Here is a 19300-nt window from a genome sequence, read left to right as displayed (position 1 = left end):
GACTCTGCCGGGGCAGAATGCGGTGAAACACTGCACGGTGACCATTGGTTGAATGCCGGATACCAGCGAAGGGCATAAGCCATTCGATCCAGCAACCACTGATGGAAGAGAGCCTGCGTAGAAAACGCCGTAGGCGCGAAAGGCGCTGTGCGTCCACTGGGCTAGGGCATAGGCGTCTACACTACTCTGCCGGGTTCAGAATTCAGAATGCGGTGGAACACTGTACGGTAACCATTGGTTAAAGGTCAGACCAGTTTCGGAAGGCATGAGAGTATTTACCGTTCGATCAGATATCCAAGATGGCCGTATGAAATGTTGTAGGCGCGAAAGACACTGTATGTCCAGCGCGCATTCTCAGGAAGAGTCGTACGGATAGGAAGATCGTATAGGATACAGCCTGATGAATACAGGATAGGAAAGAAGGCCTCCAGTCCGAAAGGTCTGGAGACCTTTTTCTAAAGTAAAATTATATACAATAGCAGCTTTTTCCGAGGAAGAGACCTCTGTTTGAAAAAGGAACCTTGTTCCAAAAATTACCATCTCTGAAAGAGCCGTATGATCCGCAAAGATCATTGAAATCCATGTATAGATATGCTATGATAATTTTGTAACAATTATGGAAAAATGCAGAGCACCGCTGAGTTGGTACAGCGGTTTTGGAAGGATGGAATACAAATGGAAGTCGGAAAACGCATCAGAGCATTGCGTACTGCGAAAGGTCTTACCCAAGAGGAGCTTGGAAAGCTACTTGGGGTAAAGAAGGCTGCTGTACAAAAGTATGAAAACGGAAGCGTGGAGAATTTAAAGCGAGCAACCGTTCTCAAACTAGCAGAAATTTTCGATGTATCTCCTTCATATCTGATGGGATTTGATGAGATTGAAACCGCAAAATCGGAAAAGCTTGAGGGAATTTATCTCAATTTGGCGAGAACTGCACAGGATTTGGCTTTAGACCCTGATGATTTGGAATTGATTATGCAGACCGTTGCACAGCTGAAACGGCGAAATGAGCGGTCGTGAAACAGACATAAAGACATACAGTAACAATTGAAACGCCGCCGGATCGAGTCCAACTCGTCCGGCGGCGTTTGTATATACTTTTTGTCAGGAATGAGAGGGCTTTACCACCTGGAATAGTCCTCTTTACTTATTTTGTAGTTCGGCCAATTTTTTGACGAAATCCAAAGCAAAATCTTGGAATTCCGGCTGTAAGGATTGAAAAATCTTCGACATTTGTTTTAGTTTTGGATTATTTAAGGGACTTTCGTCTGTCTGGTATCCGGTTTCCCAAAGGGTGTCTAGGGATACCCCCAACGCTTTCGCAATGGAAATACTTTGGCGTCCTCTTGGTTCCTTTTTACCCTTTAGATAGTCCGAGATAGCAGCTTCGCTCAATCCAGTTGCTCGTGCCAAATCGACAGCTTTGAGTCCTTTTTGAGAAAGAATTTCCTTTAACTTATTTGCAAAAGCCATATATTCACCTCTTTTTAAATAATCTTAACATATGTTAAGATTATTTGCAATAAGTATTGACATTATTAACTTAAGTGAATATAATATAGAGGAACTTAACAAATGTTAAGGAGGCGATCGAAATGGTATATCCTTTCAAATATCCAATGTTATATGGAGAATTAGCAATGCAGGGAAAGACCAAAAAAGATCTAGCGAAGTTTTTACATATTACTATGGCTGGCTTAAGATATAGACAAAGTATAAAGACAAGGGGAGACTTTCGTGGGGAAGAAATGCGGGCAGCATCAATTTATTTAGGAAAGTCAGTGGATTACTTATTTAGTATTGATAAAGACGATCTGTAAACGGAAATTCATATAACTTTAAGACCAGAGAATTAAATCATTAAATTGTAGAATGGATACGATCTACTATAGAAAGTGGTAATTAATGCCATAGAACATATTTAATTTCACAATATAGAATCAATATTCTAATAAATTTATATATAATATTTAAATATAAAACCAAGAGGGGAATAAAATTATACAAAATTGCAGATGTACGCTGAACGAAACTTTTTTCGTGGGGGTTCTGATAGAAGGAAGGTGAAATAGTAGGGAATAAGACTTAACAGTTGGATCATTGGATTTGGAAGAGGAGTGATTATGTGAAAAGGTTATGTAGAAAAGTAGCAGCTTTGACATTGAGCGCAGTTATGGCGGTATCTATGGGAACGTCCGGTGCAATGGCGCAGACAATGGAGCCGGTTTTAACAACGCTCACAGTTGATACAAGTACCCACGGAGCTTTCCAAGGCGCTTATGGCGGGGATGGTTATATCCTCCCGGCCTACTATGGTGACAATTCATCCGGAATGACGGCCTACGACGCACTTCCCAGCTATGTGGACGACATTACATACAGCTATGAAGCACGCCATGGCACATGGTTGAAATCCGGTGCGCAGGCGGAGGCGATGCTTGCCGTCGGCGAGGACGAGCCCCGTCTTGGCTATATCTTTGATGATGAATGTCTAACCGTACACGTTGATGTCAATGATGATGTGATGCACACCATCAGCCTGTATGCTGCAGAAGGGCAAAACCGCGAGCAAAGCTATCAGTTCTTTGATGCGGAAACAGGCGAGGCAATTTCCGATAAGGTCACCATTTCTGATTTTGCGAGTGGGCAGTATGTATCGGGGGCTTTTAGCGGTGATATTGACGTTGTTATCCAAAATGAAAACATTGTAGAATTGGTGACGAACTCGGTAATCAGCGGTATCTTTTTTGACAATAAGGTTTACGAAGAGGAACCCGTCCGTTGGATCAATGTGAGCGCGCCGGATGGACGCGATACATTTGACCAAGAGGAATTTCCTATCCAGATGACGGCAGAGGTTGCCCCTTCTTATGCGGCAAACAAAGAGGTTTCTTGGAGTGTAGAGCCTTTGGAGGTGGAAGGCGACGGCAAAGCTACCATTACGGAGGACGGGAAACTGACAATTGAAGATGCCGGAATTTATGTGGTAACCGCAGAAGCGAAGGATGGTTCCGAGGTCAAAGGAAGTTGCACCATCAGTATGACACCCGGGGATGCAGAGGCGTGGACTGTGGATGCAGAGACGCGTGGAAATTGGATTGACCAATATGGGGCGGATGGTTATGTGCTGAATGCATGGGGAGATAATGCCACCGACATAGAAAATCTTCCCTATTATGTGGATTCCATCTCCTATGGAACGGAAGACCGCAATGGAAACTATTTGGCAAAGACTGGAACGGCGGATACGCTTCCGGATGGACTCCCGAATCCAGAGGATAGCGAAGATACCCGAAAGATTTCCTATCGCTTTGACGACAAATGTCTGACGGTCAAAATCCGTGTAAATGACAATGATACGCACAAGGTGACCTTCTATGCTTTAGCAGAAAATGAAAACGGTAGAAAGGTGAGTTACCAGGCGTTTAAAGCGGACACGAAAATTCCCGTTTCACAAAAAATCGAAATCGAGAAACTATCTCAAGGGAAATATGTAACGGTAACCTTTGCCGGCTCGATTGACGTTGTGATTAATAATGAAAACTATTCACCGCTAAAGACAAACGCGGTAGTCAATGGTATTTTCTTTGATACTGACTACGGCGATGTAATCCCGGTGAAACGTTTGTCGATTGCCCCCGAGGATGGAGAGACTGTACGTCCAGAAACGGGAACCGTACAGATGATTGCAACAATCTATCCCACAACAGCGATGGATAAAACCATCACTTGGTCAGTGGAACCCGAGGGGACGGACATTGCAGAGATCGATCAGAATGGTTTGCTTACCATTCACAAGAGCGGCAGTTTTAAGGTCTGCGCTGTGGCGAATGGCGGGGAAAATATCCGTGCAGAGGTCAGCTTTGCCAGTCTGGGCGATTTGGTTGTACCGGATCGAACCGAGATCTCTACGATAGGCGAACAATTTGCCATGATTCAAAACAGCAAGGTTCGCGTCATCTATAATATGGAAACCGGCCGGTATTCCGCCTATGAACAGGAGAGCAGTTTGCCATATATCCTGAACGCTTATACGCAAGTCAATGACGATAAGAGCATCGACGGGTATTCGTTCCGAATGGAAGAGGTAGCTGAAGACTCTGAAACAGTAAGAACCATGCGAATCATCGGCGAAAAGGACGGTAAAAACAGCATTGTTTTGGATGTGACCCTGGAAGATGGCCGTGGAGAGATTATTCTGACGGCGGGAATCGTCAATACTTCCGGCGAAAAGGCCAAGCTGATGCAGATGTATCCTTTGGTGGCCAATTATGCGAACGGCGGCGGTATATTTGTAGGCCCCGATCCAGAAGAAGATCACGTTTTGCTGACCGGCGAAGGAAACTGGACCGTTCCGCGTCTGATTGACGGTGTGAATGCAACGTCCAAAAACAATACATTGATTTCTTATCGTGACAATCCAGCTAAAGAAAGCTTTGTGATCGGCGGACTGACTACCTACGAATTCCAAAACACCATCGATACAGCTTATCATACGGGCACGGCCTTGGATAACAATGGCCGTAAAGGGATCGATGCAAAAATTCGCATTTATGACAATACGGGTAAACTGGTGGACGAGGACCAGCTCTATATGGGCGACAAGGCGATGGTGAATTTCACAGAAAAGAACCCCTACACCGCTTTGGAGGCCTATGCGGACAAACAGGCAGATGCCATGCATGTCGATTTGATCGACTTTGACCCATACTATTACGAATGCCTCTGGTATGTCAACTGGCTGACGCCTGGCGCTAACAATGCGGACTTTGCGGTGCAGGAGGTCAAAGACCTGGTGGACCGCGGGGTATCCAATTATGCAATTCCGAACCTGCGTGTGGAACCGGACAGCTATGTCAATCCAAACGAGCAGCTCTGGTGGGATGACGAACATTGGAAAGAGTTTGGACATATGACGGACAATTATCCGACCATCGCAGATTGGAACAAGGCGATGAACGAGGCCGGCGGCGAGGGCGGCTTGTATATGCAGGCCTCCTATCGTTCGGATGATTACTGTGAGCAGTATCCTGGACATATGCTGTACAACGATCCCAATGAGGGGCCGGACTATACCGATCCAGATTTTATTGCTCATATGGAGGATGTTTACACGAACATTAAAAACTCGGGCATTCGTTCTCTATTCTTTGACTATGCAGGCCAGTATCACGGGACAAGTGGCGGATACCTGCTGGATAAGACAGGCGGTTTTGAGGACCCATATGCAACAGCGGTTTCTGCATACCGCAATATCTTCGCCTTGCCGAAGAAATTCGTAGGCCCGGACATCCGCATTACGGAAAATTCCTGGGAATACAGCGGTTCCGATTTGGCCATTGGTTTGATCGACATTCAGCGCACCATTGGCGACAACAACGCATTTACACCGGAAATGACCCGCATGAGTTCCTACCAGTGGTACCGGCATAGAACCACAAAGCTTCTGTATCCGGACGTTAAGGTGTTCAGCGATGCCGATCTGGACTTACGCCGTGCAGAGATTACGGGTACCGCCTTCTTCTTTGGAAAGATGACCATTGGAGAGAGTGTCACCCGCATGGACGATCAGAAAATTCGTGACATTGGTAAGTCCGTTCCATTCCCGATCAACGGTATCACTGCCCGTCCGGTTGGTCTATTCGAATTGGGCAGCAATTTACCAGTAGTTTACGATTATAAGTTCGATTCCGACTACGACGATCATATTCTCCTGTTCTGGAATCAGACAGACCGTGCGCAAACCATCAGCGCTGATCTGGGTGAAGATATTGCGTTTGGCGGTATTGGCCTTGATCCTGAGAAGGAGTATGAAGTGTGGGATTTCTGGAACTGGAATTATATTGGTCGGTATCAGGGAAGCGACATCCTCTCACAGAAGGTTCGCAAGAACGAGATGCGCACGATGGCTGTCCGTGAAGTACGGGAGGACCCATTTGTGCTTTCCACAAACCGTCACCTCCTGCAGGGCGACTTTGATGTGAAGAACGTTCAGTATGATGCAGATTCCAAGACTCTGTCGGGTACGTTTGAAATTGTTGGGAACGATCCTTACAAGGCAATCATTCCGCTGGATGATCATCAGTTGATTGCAAAGGAACTCCAAGTGGACAATGCAGAGGTCGTTTCCAGCTTTGTACAGAGCCCGTTTGGCAATTATGTCGAGTTGAGTATGGATGCGGAAGAAAATCAGACGGTCAACTGGACCCTGACATTTGAAGAAGGGGAACTGGAACCAGACACAGAGGCTCCGACAGATGTAAAAGATCTGCACGCTTCTGCGGACGAGGCCGGCGTGGTGACGTTGGATTGGACTGCATGTACCGACAATAGCGGCTTTGTACAGTACAATGTATATGGCTCCGAAGAGGAAACCTTTGCGTTAAACGATGATACATTGCTCATCAATACAAAAACCAACACCTTTACAGATGATTTTGCGCATGATGGAGATTTCTATTATGTAGTTCAAGCAGTGGATGCCTCTGGAAATGCAAGTGAACCCGCAAAGGTACGTACAAATTCTGTGGTAGAAGCAGTGGATTTGAGCATTCTGACAGCGACAGCAGGAAATAGCAATTCGTCGAGTGAGGATGCCTCAAAAGTACTCGATAATGATACCAGCACGATTTGGCATACCGACTGGGATGGCATATCCAGGGATCAGCAGTGGATTGACATCCACTTTGCAACTCCTACCGAAGTGAACACTTACCGGTATTTACCGCGTTCTGGGGCTGGCAACGGCACGGTGAAGCAATATGAACTTTATGCTAGCATGGACAATGGAGCCACTTATGAAAAGGTCGCCGAGGGGACCTGGGAGGCGGTAGATGGATGGAAAGAGGCCACCTTCCCCACCATGACGGTTACCAATCTCAAGTTGATGTCCATCGATTCGGTTGGAAATTATTCCTCTGCGGCAGAGATTCGCGCCTTAAATATTGCCGGTATTTCAGAGGTAGAAATGCGGGAGGAGAATGTGCAGCTTTCGGTTGGTGATACGTATGCCCTACAGGCAGATGTATACCCGACGAACCACAGCGATGCAGCGTTGACCTGGACTTCCTCGAACCCAGAGGTTGCCACCGTTGATTCGGAGGGCGTTGTGGTTGCTTTGAAAGATGGTACGGCGACCATCACTGCGCAGGTCAATGGGACAGAACTTCTGACAAGGTGTGAGGTTGACGTTGGCACATTGACGCCAGAGAGCCACCTTTTGAGCGTCCTTTACACCAAGAATGCAAACCTATCGGTCAATGATGAAACGCAGCATATTGCAGATTTGCTTGGTAAATACGAAGCAGAGGTTATGGGCGGCGATGAACTCCAACTTGTATTTGTTCCTTCTGTGGAAGGAAGGACGTTTGCGGATGTACAGGTGAACGGAAAGCCTGCCGAATTTGATGTGGATGGTTTTACGTATCTGTTGACCATGCCCAATAAAGACACCACCATTCAAATCCACTTTGCCACCGTATACAAAGGAACCCTCGATCAGACCATTCAATACGCAGAGAGCGAGAATATCAAAGCGCAAGTGGACGAAGCGGTTCCTGTGGTGCAGAAGGCTTTTGACAAAGCGCTAAGTGCCGCAAAAGAAGTCTACGCGGAAAAAACGGCTACCCAGGAAGAGATTGACAAAGCATGGTCGGATTTGATCAATGTATTGCATCTTTTGGAATTTAAACCGGGCGACAAGAGTGCCCTGGAAATGGACGTGGAACTTGCTAAGATGATTGAAGCAGAGTTCTTTACAGAAACCAGCTACCAGGTATTGCAAGATGCCATTGCAGATGCAGAGGCTGTTCTAGCCAATGAAAATGCAATGGAGGATAGCATCTCAGAGGCCCAGGATGCATTGCGCAAGGCAATGGAGGAGCTCCAGTATAAGGCGGACCGGAGCCAACTGGACGTATTGTTGGTAGAAGCACAGGCAATCTTCGATCATGCAGATGCTTATGTCAATCAAGGTTGGGACGACCTTCGTGTAGCATATGAGGCAGCGCTTGCAATTACAGAGGAATCGGAGCAGAATTCTGTTTGACGAGGCGGCGAGCGCATTGGCGCGCGCAATTGCGAATATGCGCTTGAAGGCAGATAAATCGCAGCTGCAGGCAGAAGTCCAGCGCGCGGATCAAATCGATCGTTCCCTCTATACAAAAGAGAGCGTCCGTGTTTTGGAACGCGCATTGGAAAATGCCAATGCTTTGTTGGACAGAGACGACCTTAGTGAGGACGATCAGAAGGTTGTAGATGACGGAACAAAGGCTTTGACTGCCGCGATTGGCGCCCTCGTTGCCATTGAGAAAGACAACGAGAACCATCAAAGCGGGAATAATGGCTCCAGCAGCCACAAGGGGAGTTCTTCCTCTGGAAAGAAGGCCGTGGGCAATACAAGCGGCGCGGGTACTGCGATTGCAGTCCTTTCCAGTGCATCCAATGTAACGCAGAAGGTTTCTGTGGTATCCGATACGACGGTTCCTTTCACAATGAAGCGGGGCAGCGCCTATTGCTTTAAGATGACGGTGGTCAATGGAAGCGACGTAGTTCCGAACTTTACCGTGGGGAATAGCGCTGTTCTTAAGACACAGTTTGTAGCAAAGAAGGGCCAAGACTATTACTTCCGTATTTATGCAGTAGGTGTGCCGGGCAGCAGCACAGGCGTCTATACAACCATGCCCGGTGAGGCAGCACAGAAACATTGTGCAGTGACCATCGCATAAGAACAGGAAACGCAGTCAAAAGGATAACGAGGGAGGAGTTGGTTTTCTTTTCGAGGCTCTTGTACCAGAGAAGAACCCCCTTCCCCTTGTAATCCTGTTACGAGGAGCTTTTTGACGGGATGTCGTAAATAGCAAAAGCAATACAAAATAGACCCCCTGCTATGCAAACCGCATAGCAGGGGGTCTTTCCATAAACCTGTAAAAAGCGCAATCGGGTTACTCCAAAATATGTTTGTATTGAATCTCCTTTAGCCAACCCTCCAGGTTGCTAAGCAAAGATTCATAGAGCGCACTGTCGCTGAGATCGTCGATATCGTCCAGTTTTAAGAAGGCAGCATTTTCAGAACGGCGCCCATCGATTTCTTGTAGGCGCTCCAGAACGCCATATTCCTCGCCGTGTAAGCCTACAAACTGCCAATAGATAGGGAAGCGGGAGGTCTTGATCAGAATTTCTTCGATCTCCCAATCCGAACTGAGACGGCCATCTGTGATGAAGAGGACCATCACCGGCTTTCGAAGAGCGCCATAGATCATCATAATGTCACGCATAGCCTCCGGTTCATTGTTGTATTGGTAGTTGAGCATACTCATCCACCGCTCAAATCCCCCGGCTTCTGCAAAGGTGTAGTCTCGCACATTATCCATCGTGACCGCGCCAAACTGACGGCTTTTTGCTCCAAAAGCCCACAGGTCCATTGAGGCAATATCGGATAGGGTGGTCGCAAAGGCGAAAAATTTGTCGATTACACGCTGCATACGGCCATTTCGATACAGATCAAACATGGAGCCGGAAGCATCCATACACGTGACAACCTGTACTGGAAGATCAGCCACATCCGGATGACGTGCAAAAGAAGCAAACATATTCTTATAGAGACTGGTTAAGTATTCCGTATCCCCGCGGCACTGACGCGCTAAATTGTCCATGCGGGAACAGACATGGTTTGGTAGGGAAGCGACAATGTTTTGTACCAAAGAAGGTCCGGCCGGATTCCGAGGGGAGGGATTCGGCTGTTGTGGGGGCGAGGGAGACGACGGACGATTGATCATGGGAGGTGTGGAGGGAACGGAACCAGCTACTGTCCCCCCAAAGTGTTCCACCAGTGCTTTCAATCCACCGTTAAAACCGCGCCCAACCGCATTGAATCGCCAGTCATCCCCTCGACGGTAGAGCTTACAGATGACAATGGCACGTTCCGCCGAAAACTGGCCGCCCGTGTAGGAATAACGTCCGACCTCTTCCTGGCCGCGAAAAAGACACACGTGGCCCTTTTCCAACTCCTGCATGGTACGTGTTCCGTCGATTGCTGCCGTAAAGGATAGTTTAGCGATGTGGGAGGGCAACTGATCCAGACACAGGTGAAAACGAACAGCGCCGCTGGCCACCCCATCGCGAAGAACGATTTCATTTTTTGGGGAATTCTTTTGATTGTAAAAGACAAAATAGCGCTCATCAGAAAGACGTCCGGCTGCATCCAGCCCAAAACACCCAATATCAATTTCCAAAGGGGCTTTGTGGTAGAGTTCCAAATCCAATTCCAGGCCGCTACAGAGTCTGCGAACGGATTCTTTTTGCCCGCGCAAAAAATCCAGCATAGTACACCTCCTGAATCAGGCGTGTTTTTCGGGGAAGATCAGCTTGCGTATGGTTCCAACCGGGAGAACTATCAGCGAAAGCAAAACTACGACGCCCCATTCTTGAAGGGTCAGTGGAGCCGTCCGAAGGATAGGCCCGCCGATGAAGGTCATAAGAACCTGTACAACAGCGATCAGCGCCATGATATATAGGAACATCTTGTTTTGCATAATATTATCAAAGATATTGAGCTTTTCCGTACGCGCATTAAATCCGTTCAGCATAGCGCTAAGTACATAGAAACAGAAAAACCCGGTCATAAAATAGATGTCGTGTCCTTCGTAAACCATCTCGCCGTCCAGGCGGAACAGACTCTGGAAGAAAGGATGCTGAAGAAAAACCAGGCTGGCGGTGGTCAGATAAATCCCCATGACCAAGAGAGAGGACCACATATTTTTGCTGATGATGGATTCGTCTCTGCGCTTTGGTTTTTCATCCATATAGCGGTCCAGGGCGGGTTCGCCGCCCAGTGCAAGCGCCGCAAGCGTATCCATCACGATATTGACCCACAACATTTGCGTGACAGACAGCGGTGTGCCCATGCCGATAAATGGCCCAATTAGGGCGATCAAAACAGCACTGATGTTGATGGTAAGTTGAAAGACAATGAATTTCCGAATATTGTTGTAGATGGTACGTCCGTACAAAACGGTTTTTACAACGGAATTAAAATTGTCGTCGAGGATGGTGATCGCTGCCGCTTCTTTGGAAACCTCTGTGCCTGAACCCATCGCAAAACCTACGTCGGCTTTTTTCAGGGCGGGCGCATCGTTGACGCCGTCGCCCGTCATACCGACCACCAGGTTCAATTCCTGTGAAACGCGAACCAAACGGCTCTTGTCCGTCGGAAGTGCACGCGCGACTACACGCAGGCGCGGCAATACCTTTTTGAGTTCCTCATCGGACATGGAGGCTAAATCCTCGCTGGTCAGCGCCAAATCGTCTGTAGATTCAATGAGTTTGGCGTCTCGGGCAATGGCTGCGGCGGTCTCTTTCTTATCGCCTGTGACCATGACCACTTGAATTCCGGCGCGTTTTGCAGTTTGAATTGCTTGCACCGCCTCGGGGCGCAATTCGTCCCGGATTCCAACCATGCCGACGAAAGTCATATCCTGTAAAAGATGTTCGCCAATTCGGTTGTCGGAAGTGGCAAAGGCAAGGACACGCATCGCTTTTTCTGAGAGGGCAGCCATGCGCTTTTCGAGTACTGCCCGTACCTCATCCGTGAGGGGATGGACCTGTAGGTCCTCGCCGTAATAGGCGGTACAGTACGCCAGAAGCTTTTCCGGCGCCCCTTTGATGATGGCCCGATTCAGGCGCCCTTTCATCACGCTGGCCGAGTACTTGTTTGCGCTGTTGAACATCAGCGTATCCTCGCACTCCATTTTGTAAGTTTCGTACGTCAACGTCCCGTCAACCCCCACAAATTCGTGGAGCGCCCGTTCTGTGGCATTGCCGCCGGTGACCTGTAAGGTTCCATTGTTGACCAGTGCGATTGCATTGGTATTGCCACAAATATTGATTAGAAGCATCTCGCGCAGCGGATCCGGAATGCTGGCAAAGCTCTGGTAATCTTTTCCCTCGGGAGAAATGAAATCCACCACCTGCAGAGCCCCTTTAGTGATGGTGCCCGTCTTATCAGAAAAGAGAATGTTCAGGCTTCCAGCTGTTTCTGCGCCATCGATTTTACGGATGAGGATGTTGTCTTTCAGAAGTTTTTTCATGTTTAACCCAGACACCAATGCAATCATCATTGGCAGGCCTTCCGGAACGGCTACTACGATGATGACAACCGCCAGCGTGATGGAGGAAACGAGGTCGCGCAAAATCTGCATGATATTCTCCACAGAGAAGTAGGCAGGAGCGCCGGGCAAGAGCGTCGGATTAAAGAAGATGCAGTTGACCATGAAGGCTATGGCGATCAATGTTCCACCGATGTAGCCAAATTTGGAGATAGCATCGGCCACTTTTCCCAGTTTGACCTTCAAAGGCGATTCGCGTTCATCGTCCTCCTTGAGTTCCTGCGCCAAACGGCCGAATTGCGATTGGTCGCCCACACATTTAACCTGCATAATGGCTTCGCCGCTGGTTACTACCGAACCGCGATATACCTTATACGGGTCTAAGAAGTCAATTTTATCTGCATCGTAAACATAGTCAGAATTCGCTGCGGTCTTTTTCGCCTCTTCGCTTTCGCCGTTGAGGCTCGCTTGATTAACTTTTATATCGCCGTCGATGAGGAAGCCGTCCGCACAAACCTTGTCCCCTGCCTGAAGGAGGACAAAATCGCCCGTAACAATATCATCGATTTTCATGTCTGTAATCTGTACCATACCATTGCGTTTGCGGAATACTTTACAGAGAATTTTGGAATATTCATCCTGGAGCTTTTGAAACAGTTGATTGTTGGAATATTCGCTATAGGTTGAAACCGTGGTTGCCAATATAACCGCAATGGCGATGCCGACAGCCTCCAGCCAGTCGCCCACGCCGGCAATCGCAAACACCACCGTGATGATCAAGGCCACCGTTAAAATGCGAATCAGGGCGTCTCCACGGAAAGTTTCCCACAATTCGCGCCAGAAAGAGGTTTGCTCCGGCGGGGTCAACATGTTGCTTCCATACTTTTTTCGGCTTTCTTCCGCTTCCTGTTCAGTAAGCGCGTTTATTTCATGATTTTTAAGCATATGATCGTTCTCCTATACCGGTTAAGATATGGGTTAAAACCTCCTCTGTACCGGCTTGAGCGGGCAGGGAGGAGTATCGAATGGGAAATCCCCAGTCGGTGCCTTCAAGCTCACATCCCTTTAGGGACCAAGCTGTGTCGCAGGTGCGCAGCATCGGCACATCGAACCAGGAATCTCCAAAACCTACTGTCAGGCCGCCGCCTTCCAATTCCCGAACACGTTCGAGGACGGCGCCCTTGTGTAGGGCCTTAGGATAAAGATACAATTTCTTCCTTTGACGGTACAACCCCCAACCAGAGGGATAAAACTCCTTTGCCAAAGAAGTGTATGCAGAATCGTCGAATGTATTTTCTTCCACGAAAAAGACAGCCAGATATTCATATTGCTTGGAAAGGCACTGAATTCCCGGTAAGTGCTTCAGAACCAGTTTCACTCCGTCCGTTAGACCTAGGGGAAGGGAGTAAACGGTGTGTTTTACGTGTTCCATCCATACGCGATCTTCCTTACCGTCGCGGTATAGATATAAGCCGTTTTGCAGAGATAAGTAACGGCAGCTTCCATCGGAGACAAAGGTTACCCGATGGGCTTGTTCCAATCCCCGGAGGGTATTGATGAGGAAAACAGCCCGCTTTTGCAATGCCCGCAGTGCGGAGAGCGCACCAGGGGTCATAAAACCAAAGGGCTCCTCAAAGCGATACTCCACAGGGAGGACTTTCGCATCTCCCTCCAGGCGGCGTTGTGAAAAAAGGAGCGTGCGGTCCAGATCGGCAGAGAAAATCATTCTATTCCTCCCCGCTTGTCCGCGATCAACCCGCAACAGAGATAAGGCATATCCGGATAGATGGTAACTGGAACATGCCGCTCCTTGGCCAATAGCATAATATGGCCGACATCCGGATGCCCGGCTTCCCGCAAAGAACCCGATCCGGCACACGGCGCAAAAGGACGCGTGTGGTTTCGCCGATGCTCGGTTTGATCCGGTTGATGTCGTGGATACCGAAATTCTCACCGATCCGCCGGACCGCTTGCATACCGCTCCAATCGGGCGTACGGTTCAACGCACAGAGATGCGTGAATTGTTCCAAAATTTCATTGCGCCGCGGGGCAAACCATTGGCACACCCCATCCAAATAGCGGGCGGTCTGGTCTTTTTCAGCAAACTCCTTGTAAACCCGAACCCCGTGAAAATCGTTGGGGCCGATTAAGGACGTATTGTGCACAGTGCGGCTGATTAAACCACAAATGGTGCTGTTGAGACAGCAGGATGGATTGATAAAATCCTCCCGTGTGGCAAACAGGGAACATGAGTGGGCCGGGTCGGCCAATACCGCCAATGTGGGCTGTAGGGCGGTCCCGTTGTGTGCGTTGAATTGTTTGCAGGATTCCTCCAATTGGTGGGTAATCATTCCCTTTCCGGTCCAACCGTCCACAAAGACGATTTCCTGATTTGGATGCCGGGACAAGATCAAACGTATGGCATTTTCATCAAATCCCTTACCGCGGATGATGCTTACCCCATAGTGCGGCAAGTCACAACCTAATTCACGCGCGGCATAACGGCGCATTAAGATGCCGCATGGGACCCCTGCACGCACCAAAGAAACCAAAACCGGGTTTGCATACACGGAGAGCACCAGGCGTGTCAAAACACCTGTGTAGAGAGCTACTTCCGGCAGTTGTGTCTCCATTAGATGATCGAAAACCTTCTCATAGGCGGGGCTGGGAACCTGTTCAATGGGAAGGTCCTCGGAATAGTGGCGGCCTGCCTGTATGTCGCGTTCCCGGAGGGCGGTTTCCCGCTCTTCCACCTGTCCGGTCACGTCCTTGAGCAGCAGGACGACGTCATTTGGATCAAAACTCCCCAGATGGGGCGGTAACATTGCATCCCTCTGTTTCATAACGCGATCACCGTCACTTTCTCCATCCCCTTGCCTTTGAGATAAGCGGCAAGCTGGCGCAAGCCCGCAGGGCGCAAAACGCCTTCTTCGACAAAGAGGAGAGCCTCCTGATATACACCATCCGGGACATTGTACAGATACCCCACCGGGCTGTAACAATCCGGCGGGTCAAAACAAACTCCGGACACAATGGCGGAACCAGACATGGGAAATACGGGGCTTTGCGTAGTGGAATGGAACTTGCATCCGCCGCAGAAACCAGCGATCAAGGCAGGCGCAAAGATAAATTCCCCGGTGCCCAAGCAAAGTGTATGTTTCCCCTGAGGGGGAAGAGAGAGCTGTGCGGAAATGGATTGACAGCGGGATCGTTGACGTTCCAAGGCATCCGACGTTTGGAGGGTCCGGTCTGCGAGGGGCTCTCCGGGCAGCGAGCGAATGTCAAAGGGTTCACCGGGGGTATTGCGGAAGTCCGTCAGGGAAAGGGGAGGAAGAGCTCCCGTCTGGATGCCGCAAATGTGTCCGTGCAGAAGGGATACCACTCGGATTTCAATCCCAAGTTCCTGCTCGATAGCACGGCGGTTGCCACCGTCGCTGTTGTCCACCAGAGCCATCAATGTAAAGCGCCGAATGCCATAGGCCTTATGAAGCTGACGGATTAAGCGCAGCGCCGTGTTCCCAGTAGTGAGCTCGTCGTCCACCAAAACCACCTGTTGACAGGCGGCCATAAACGGATCTTGCGGGTCCAAGTACAACCGATGGGTTCGGGCATGGGAATGGGATTCATCGAAGACTAGAGGGGAGGTTCCCACGGATTCCAACCGGGTGGTACTGATATACGCCATTTCTCCTGTGAAACAATCGGCAACTGCCCGGGCTAACCCCGTTGCCGTTTCGGCAAAGCCGAGAAACAATGTCCGGTCTTTCAAGCCCAAACGTTCACGGGAATGCTCTAAGTCATTCCACAGCGAAAGAAAGGGAGGAGCAGAATGCCCTTTGAGGATTTCCGCCCAACCGTGGCGGTCCGGCTGTCCTATCCACGCAAGAGCCAGAAGTTTCCCCGCAGCCAAAAGTGAAGAGGGAGAAATGGGAAGATGCTTGCCTAACACCTTGCTGACAAACAGAAAGGCGCGCTGTGGATTTTGACGAACAGCCAATTGAAAGAGATCCTCCGCGCACAATCCAAAGCGCGCTTCTTCCACCTCTAATTCAAGAGTAAGCGCGGGTTCCAGAGAAAAAACCGTTTTGCTCATAGATGGTACACCTCGTTGTAGACCGCCCGAAGCAGGCCTTTTGCATCGGTATTCTCCTGATAAACCCCAAAAAGTTCCGCTTGACGCAGCGTTTTTTTCGCCCAAAGGGCGTGGGGCTTCAGCTCATTCATTTTGTTGTGACGGATACTGGGCATAACCCCCAAATGTCCAGGGTCTTCTCCCAATATGGCGGCGGCATCGTGATACCGCTCATACGGTATAGCATAGCTGGCCTGGACGGGGAGCAACTGTGTAGGATGGACACAGGTTTTTCCGCAGAGGCCGTTTTGCAGATCGAAATAGACCTCTTTCATGAGTCCTTCCACTTCTGCCCAACTTCGAAGTGCCCGTGCCCGCGCAATGGTGCTGTAGTACTCCCATACAGGGCCGCTGATGGTATAGCGATCCCCTAGACCGAATACCCGAACGATGTCCGCGATGCAGGAGGCCACCATGGGGATGCTATAGATCGTCGTATCGACACACCGCCGGATGCCGTACAATCCACACAAGTCGGTAGCGCCCACACGAATATTTAGGATACGATCAAAGAACGGGTCTGCGATGGCAGCCAACTCTCGAAGCATTTCTATGCGGTCATTGCAGAGCATCAGTTCCACGGATTCCAAAATGGGCATGATATAGAAAGGAGCTTCTGCCTGCCGGTCGATGTCGGATACAATGGGAAGAGCCCGACGAAGGCTTTGGCTGGTTGCCTTGGGGAGAATGACACCGGTGAGAATGGAGTTGTTTGCCAGAAAAAGTTCCGCTAGGTTTTCCAGCATATCCACATCCTTGACACGTACAAAGAGAAGCGGGAGTCTATCCCGGGATAGACTCCCCTCGAACAATGCCTGCTTTATACTTGCGAGCTGTCGGCCTACGTTTGCTACAGCGGCGTCACGCTCCTGATCGCCGACAGCGTCTTCCAGGCAAATGGCCATGGAGGAGAGCCCTTGTACCTTTCCCTCCTGAACGATCTGGGCAATGGATGGATTTCCCCCCGGAATATAGAGCAATCCGCCGAGTGCGCCGCGCAGAGTCTCCCGTTCGGTTGCTTTATCGAACGGTACGGGATCACGGAAAAACAAGCTTTTCCGGTCGCCGTCGGATAAATAGTTAAAATATTGCATGTTATCGGATCCTTGTGTTTTTTAGAACCCCTGTGCGGTAGCTCTTTGCAACCGCACAGGGGTGTAAATCATTTCTATTTAGACGCTGAGGCCATACTGACGGCACAGGGCCTCCAGGCCGCCGTTAAAGCCAGAACCCACGGCAGAGAACTTCCATTCGCCGTTGTGGCGGTAAATCTCGGCAAATACGATGGCTGTCTCCGTGGAATAGTCCTCCCCAAGGTCGTAACGAAGGAGTTCCACGCCGGTCTGTTTGTCCACCAGGCGGACAAACGCATTTGCCACCTGTCCAAAGTTTTGACCGCGAGCCTGTGCATCGTAGATGGTCACTGTCACGACAATCTTTTCAACATAGCTGGGAACCTGGTCAAATTCGATGGTAATGGCTTCATCATCACCCTCGCCCTCGCCGGTGCGGTTGTCTCCGGAATGGGTCACGCCGCCGGCAGACAGGTTGTTGTAGAAGATAAAATCCGAATCATGGGCGCATTTTCCTGTTCCATCCAATAGGAAGATCGAAGCGTCCAGATCGTAGTCTGCGCCGCTGTCGTATTGCTTAATGTCCCATCCCAGGCCAACAAGGGCTACTTTTAGATTTGGCGCTTCCTTACTCAGATTGATTTTTTGACCTTTGGTCAGATTAATGGGCATACGTATTCCTTCCTTTCCTAAAATGATTTTATCAGCAGTAGCGGTTTACCAAGTCGGCAATTCCGGGATCATAGCCGGGCTGGCCGATGGCATTGAACTTCCAACTATCGCCGCGCCGGTAAATTTCACCGACGACCATAGAAGTTTTTCCCGAGTAGTCCTCGGTCAGGTTGTAGTATGCGATGGTTTCATTGGAACCTTTGTCCACAATGCGGATATAGGCGTTTTCGACCATCCCAAAGTGCTGCTTCCGCTGAACGCAATTATAAATATTTACAACAAAGACAATACGATCCACAATCTGCGGAACACGGGTCAAATCCACCAATATTTGCTCCGAATCTTCCATACCGCCCATCGTTCCACCGACCAGGTTATCGCCGCAGTGATGGACACAACCAGTCGGATGGTCTTTATGATTGAAGAAGATAATCTCTTCTTTGGATGGAATTTTTCCATTCGCGTTCAGCATGATGACGGAAGCATCGATGTCCACGTCCTCTTTCTGTTTAAACAAACCCAGAAGGCCGCCCTTCTGCTGAACTTCTTTCCAGCCCAGACCGACCATGAGGTTGGTGAGCTGAGAACCGTCCTTTTTATGGAGATCAATTTTTTGTCCTTTTTGAAGGGAAATCGCCATAGGATTTACACCTGCTTTCTTAAAATATATTTGAAAGAAAATGGGTTACACATTCAGCCCAAAATTGCGGCACAATGCAGCAAGGCCTCCCTGGAATCCAGACCCTACAGCAGCAAATTTCCACTCGCCATTGTGACGATAGAGTTCTGCAACTACGATAGCCGTTTCAATGGAATAATCCTCGCCTAAATCGTAGCGCAACAATTCTTCGTTCTTTGCGGTATCGACGATGCGGATGTATGCATTGGATACCTGGCCGAAATTCTGCCCTCTTGCATCCGCCTCATGAATGGTAACGGTAAACGAGATCTTCTGCACATTGGCGGGCACCTTGCTTAACGTCACTTTGACGGACTCATCGTCACCCTCACCTTCGCCGGTGCGGTTATCACCGGAGTAGATGACACTGCCCGCTCCATCCTGTGGATTGTTGTAGAAAACAAAATTGGTTTCGTTTTCTACCTTTCCGTTATCTCCGGTCATAAAAACGGAAACATCCAGATCAAATTCATGACCGCCGTCGTACTTGTTCGTGTCCCAGCCGAGGCCGACCAGAATCGAGTCGAGACCTGCATTTCCTTTGGTCAGATCTACTTTTTGTCCTTTAGAAAGATTGATAGGCATACAACAACACTCCTTTTATGAAATATCATACATCCTCAATGGATTTCCATTCCAC

Annotated in this window: 13 protein-coding genes and 1 pseudogene; 4 read left to right on the top strand and 10 right to left on the bottom strand. The window is 49.2% G+C overall.

What is annotated here, in order from left to right; translation table 11 throughout:
- Positions 1 to 675 precede the first annotated feature (675 nt).
- Positions 676 to 1020 (top strand): helix-turn-helix domain-containing protein, encoded by a 345-nt coding sequence (locus ACGCCZ_RS06365; RefSeq protein WP_054324718.1) that lies wholly within the window; start codon positions 676 to 678, stop codon positions 1018 to 1020.
- A gap of 123 nt (positions 1021 to 1143) precedes the next feature.
- On the opposite strand, the gene ACGCCZ_RS06360 is transcribed toward ACGCCZ_RS06365, so the two are convergent.
- Entirely contained in the window at positions 1144 to 1473 is a 330-nt protein-coding gene (locus ACGCCZ_RS06360; protein WP_054324719.1) for a helix-turn-helix domain-containing protein, read from the bottom strand.
- A 122-nt stretch (positions 1474 to 1595) separates the two neighbouring features.
- Between ACGCCZ_RS06360 and ACGCCZ_RS06355 the strand changes: the two genes are divergently transcribed.
- From ACGCCZ_RS06355 to ACGCCZ_RS06345, 3 genes are all read left to right on the top strand, one after another.
- The gene (locus ACGCCZ_RS06355) at positions 1596 to 1820 is read left to right on the top strand and encodes a hypothetical protein (RefSeq protein ID WP_054324720.1); all 225 of its coding nucleotides are present in this window, start codon (positions 1596 to 1598) and stop codon (positions 1818 to 1820) included.
- A 305-nt stretch (positions 1821 to 2125) separates the two neighbouring features.
- Positions 2126 to 8047, top strand: a complete 5922-nt coding sequence (locus ACGCCZ_RS06350) for an Ig-like domain-containing protein (protein ID WP_411655588.1) — start codon at positions 2126 to 2128, stop codon at positions 8045 to 8047.
- A complete protein-coding gene (locus ACGCCZ_RS06345; protein WP_411655587.1) occupies positions 8010 to 8726 on the top strand; it encodes an FIVAR domain-containing protein in 717 nt (238 codons plus the stop codon). The genes ACGCCZ_RS06350 and ACGCCZ_RS06345 overlap by 38 nt, the downstream gene beginning before the upstream one ends.
- A gap of 216 nt (positions 8727 to 8942) precedes the next feature.
- On the opposite strand, the gene ACGCCZ_RS06340 is transcribed toward ACGCCZ_RS06345, so the two are convergent.
- The 9 genes and pseudogenes from ACGCCZ_RS06340 to ACGCCZ_RS06300 all read right to left on the bottom strand — a co-directional run bounded on the left by ACGCCZ_RS06340 (position 8943) and on the right by ACGCCZ_RS06300 (position 19245).
- On the bottom strand, positions 8943 to 10322 hold the full coding sequence (locus ACGCCZ_RS06340) for a VWA domain-containing protein (protein ID WP_411655586.1): 1380 nt from the start codon (positions 10320 to 10322) through the stop codon (positions 8943 to 8945).
- Positions 10323 to 10337: 15 nt separating this feature from the next.
- Complete coding sequence (locus tag ACGCCZ_RS06335; RefSeq protein ID WP_411655585.1) at positions 10338 to 13049, bottom strand: calcium-translocating P-type ATPase, PMCA-type; 2712 nt, start codon at positions 13047 to 13049, stop codon at positions 10338 to 10340.
- Positions 13042 to 13830, bottom strand: coding sequence for a hypothetical protein (locus ACGCCZ_RS06330; RefSeq protein WP_054324724.1), 789 nt, complete (start codon positions 13828 to 13830; stop codon positions 13042 to 13044). The genes ACGCCZ_RS06335 and ACGCCZ_RS06330 overlap by 8 nt, the downstream gene beginning before the upstream one ends.
- Positions 13827 to 14929, bottom strand: a pseudogene (locus ACGCCZ_RS06325) (cysteine protease StiP family protein). Before ACGCCZ_RS06325 ends, ACGCCZ_RS06330 begins: the two are co-directional and overlap by 4 nt.
- 14 nt (positions 14930 to 14943) lie before the next feature.
- Positions 14944 to 16197, bottom strand: a complete 1254-nt coding sequence (locus ACGCCZ_RS06320; RefSeq protein ID WP_411655584.1) for a phosphoribosyltransferase domain-containing protein — start codon at positions 16195 to 16197, stop codon at positions 14944 to 14946.
- Positions 16194 to 17330: an HpcH/HpaI aldolase/citrate lyase family protein gene (locus tag ACGCCZ_RS06315; protein ID WP_411655583.1), complete on the bottom strand. Its 1137-nt coding sequence runs from the start codon at positions 17328 to 17330 to the stop codon at positions 16194 to 16196. The genes ACGCCZ_RS06320 and ACGCCZ_RS06315 overlap by 4 nt, the downstream gene beginning before the upstream one ends.
- 78 nt (positions 17331 to 17408) lie before the next feature.
- A complete protein-coding gene (locus ACGCCZ_RS06310) occupies positions 17409 to 17981 on the bottom strand; it encodes a TerD family protein (RefSeq protein WP_054324727.1) in 573 nt (190 codons plus the stop codon).
- A 31-nt stretch (positions 17982 to 18012) separates the two neighbouring features.
- Positions 18013 to 18621, bottom strand: coding sequence for a TerD family protein (locus ACGCCZ_RS06305; RefSeq protein WP_054324728.1), 609 nt, complete (start codon positions 18619 to 18621; stop codon positions 18013 to 18015).
- A gap of 45 nt (positions 18622 to 18666) precedes the next feature.
- A complete protein-coding gene (locus ACGCCZ_RS06300) occupies positions 18667 to 19245 on the bottom strand; it encodes a TerD family protein (protein WP_054324729.1) in 579 nt (192 codons plus the stop codon).
- Between the last annotated feature and the right edge of the window lie 55 nt (positions 19246 to 19300).

The sequence above is a fragment of the Anaeromassilibacillus sp. SJQ-1 genome (genome assembly GCF_046693725.1).
GTDB lineage: Bacteria > Bacillota > Clostridia > Oscillospirales > Acutalibacteraceae > Anaeromassilibacillus.
This window is presented reverse-complemented; position numbering and strand designations above follow the sequence as displayed.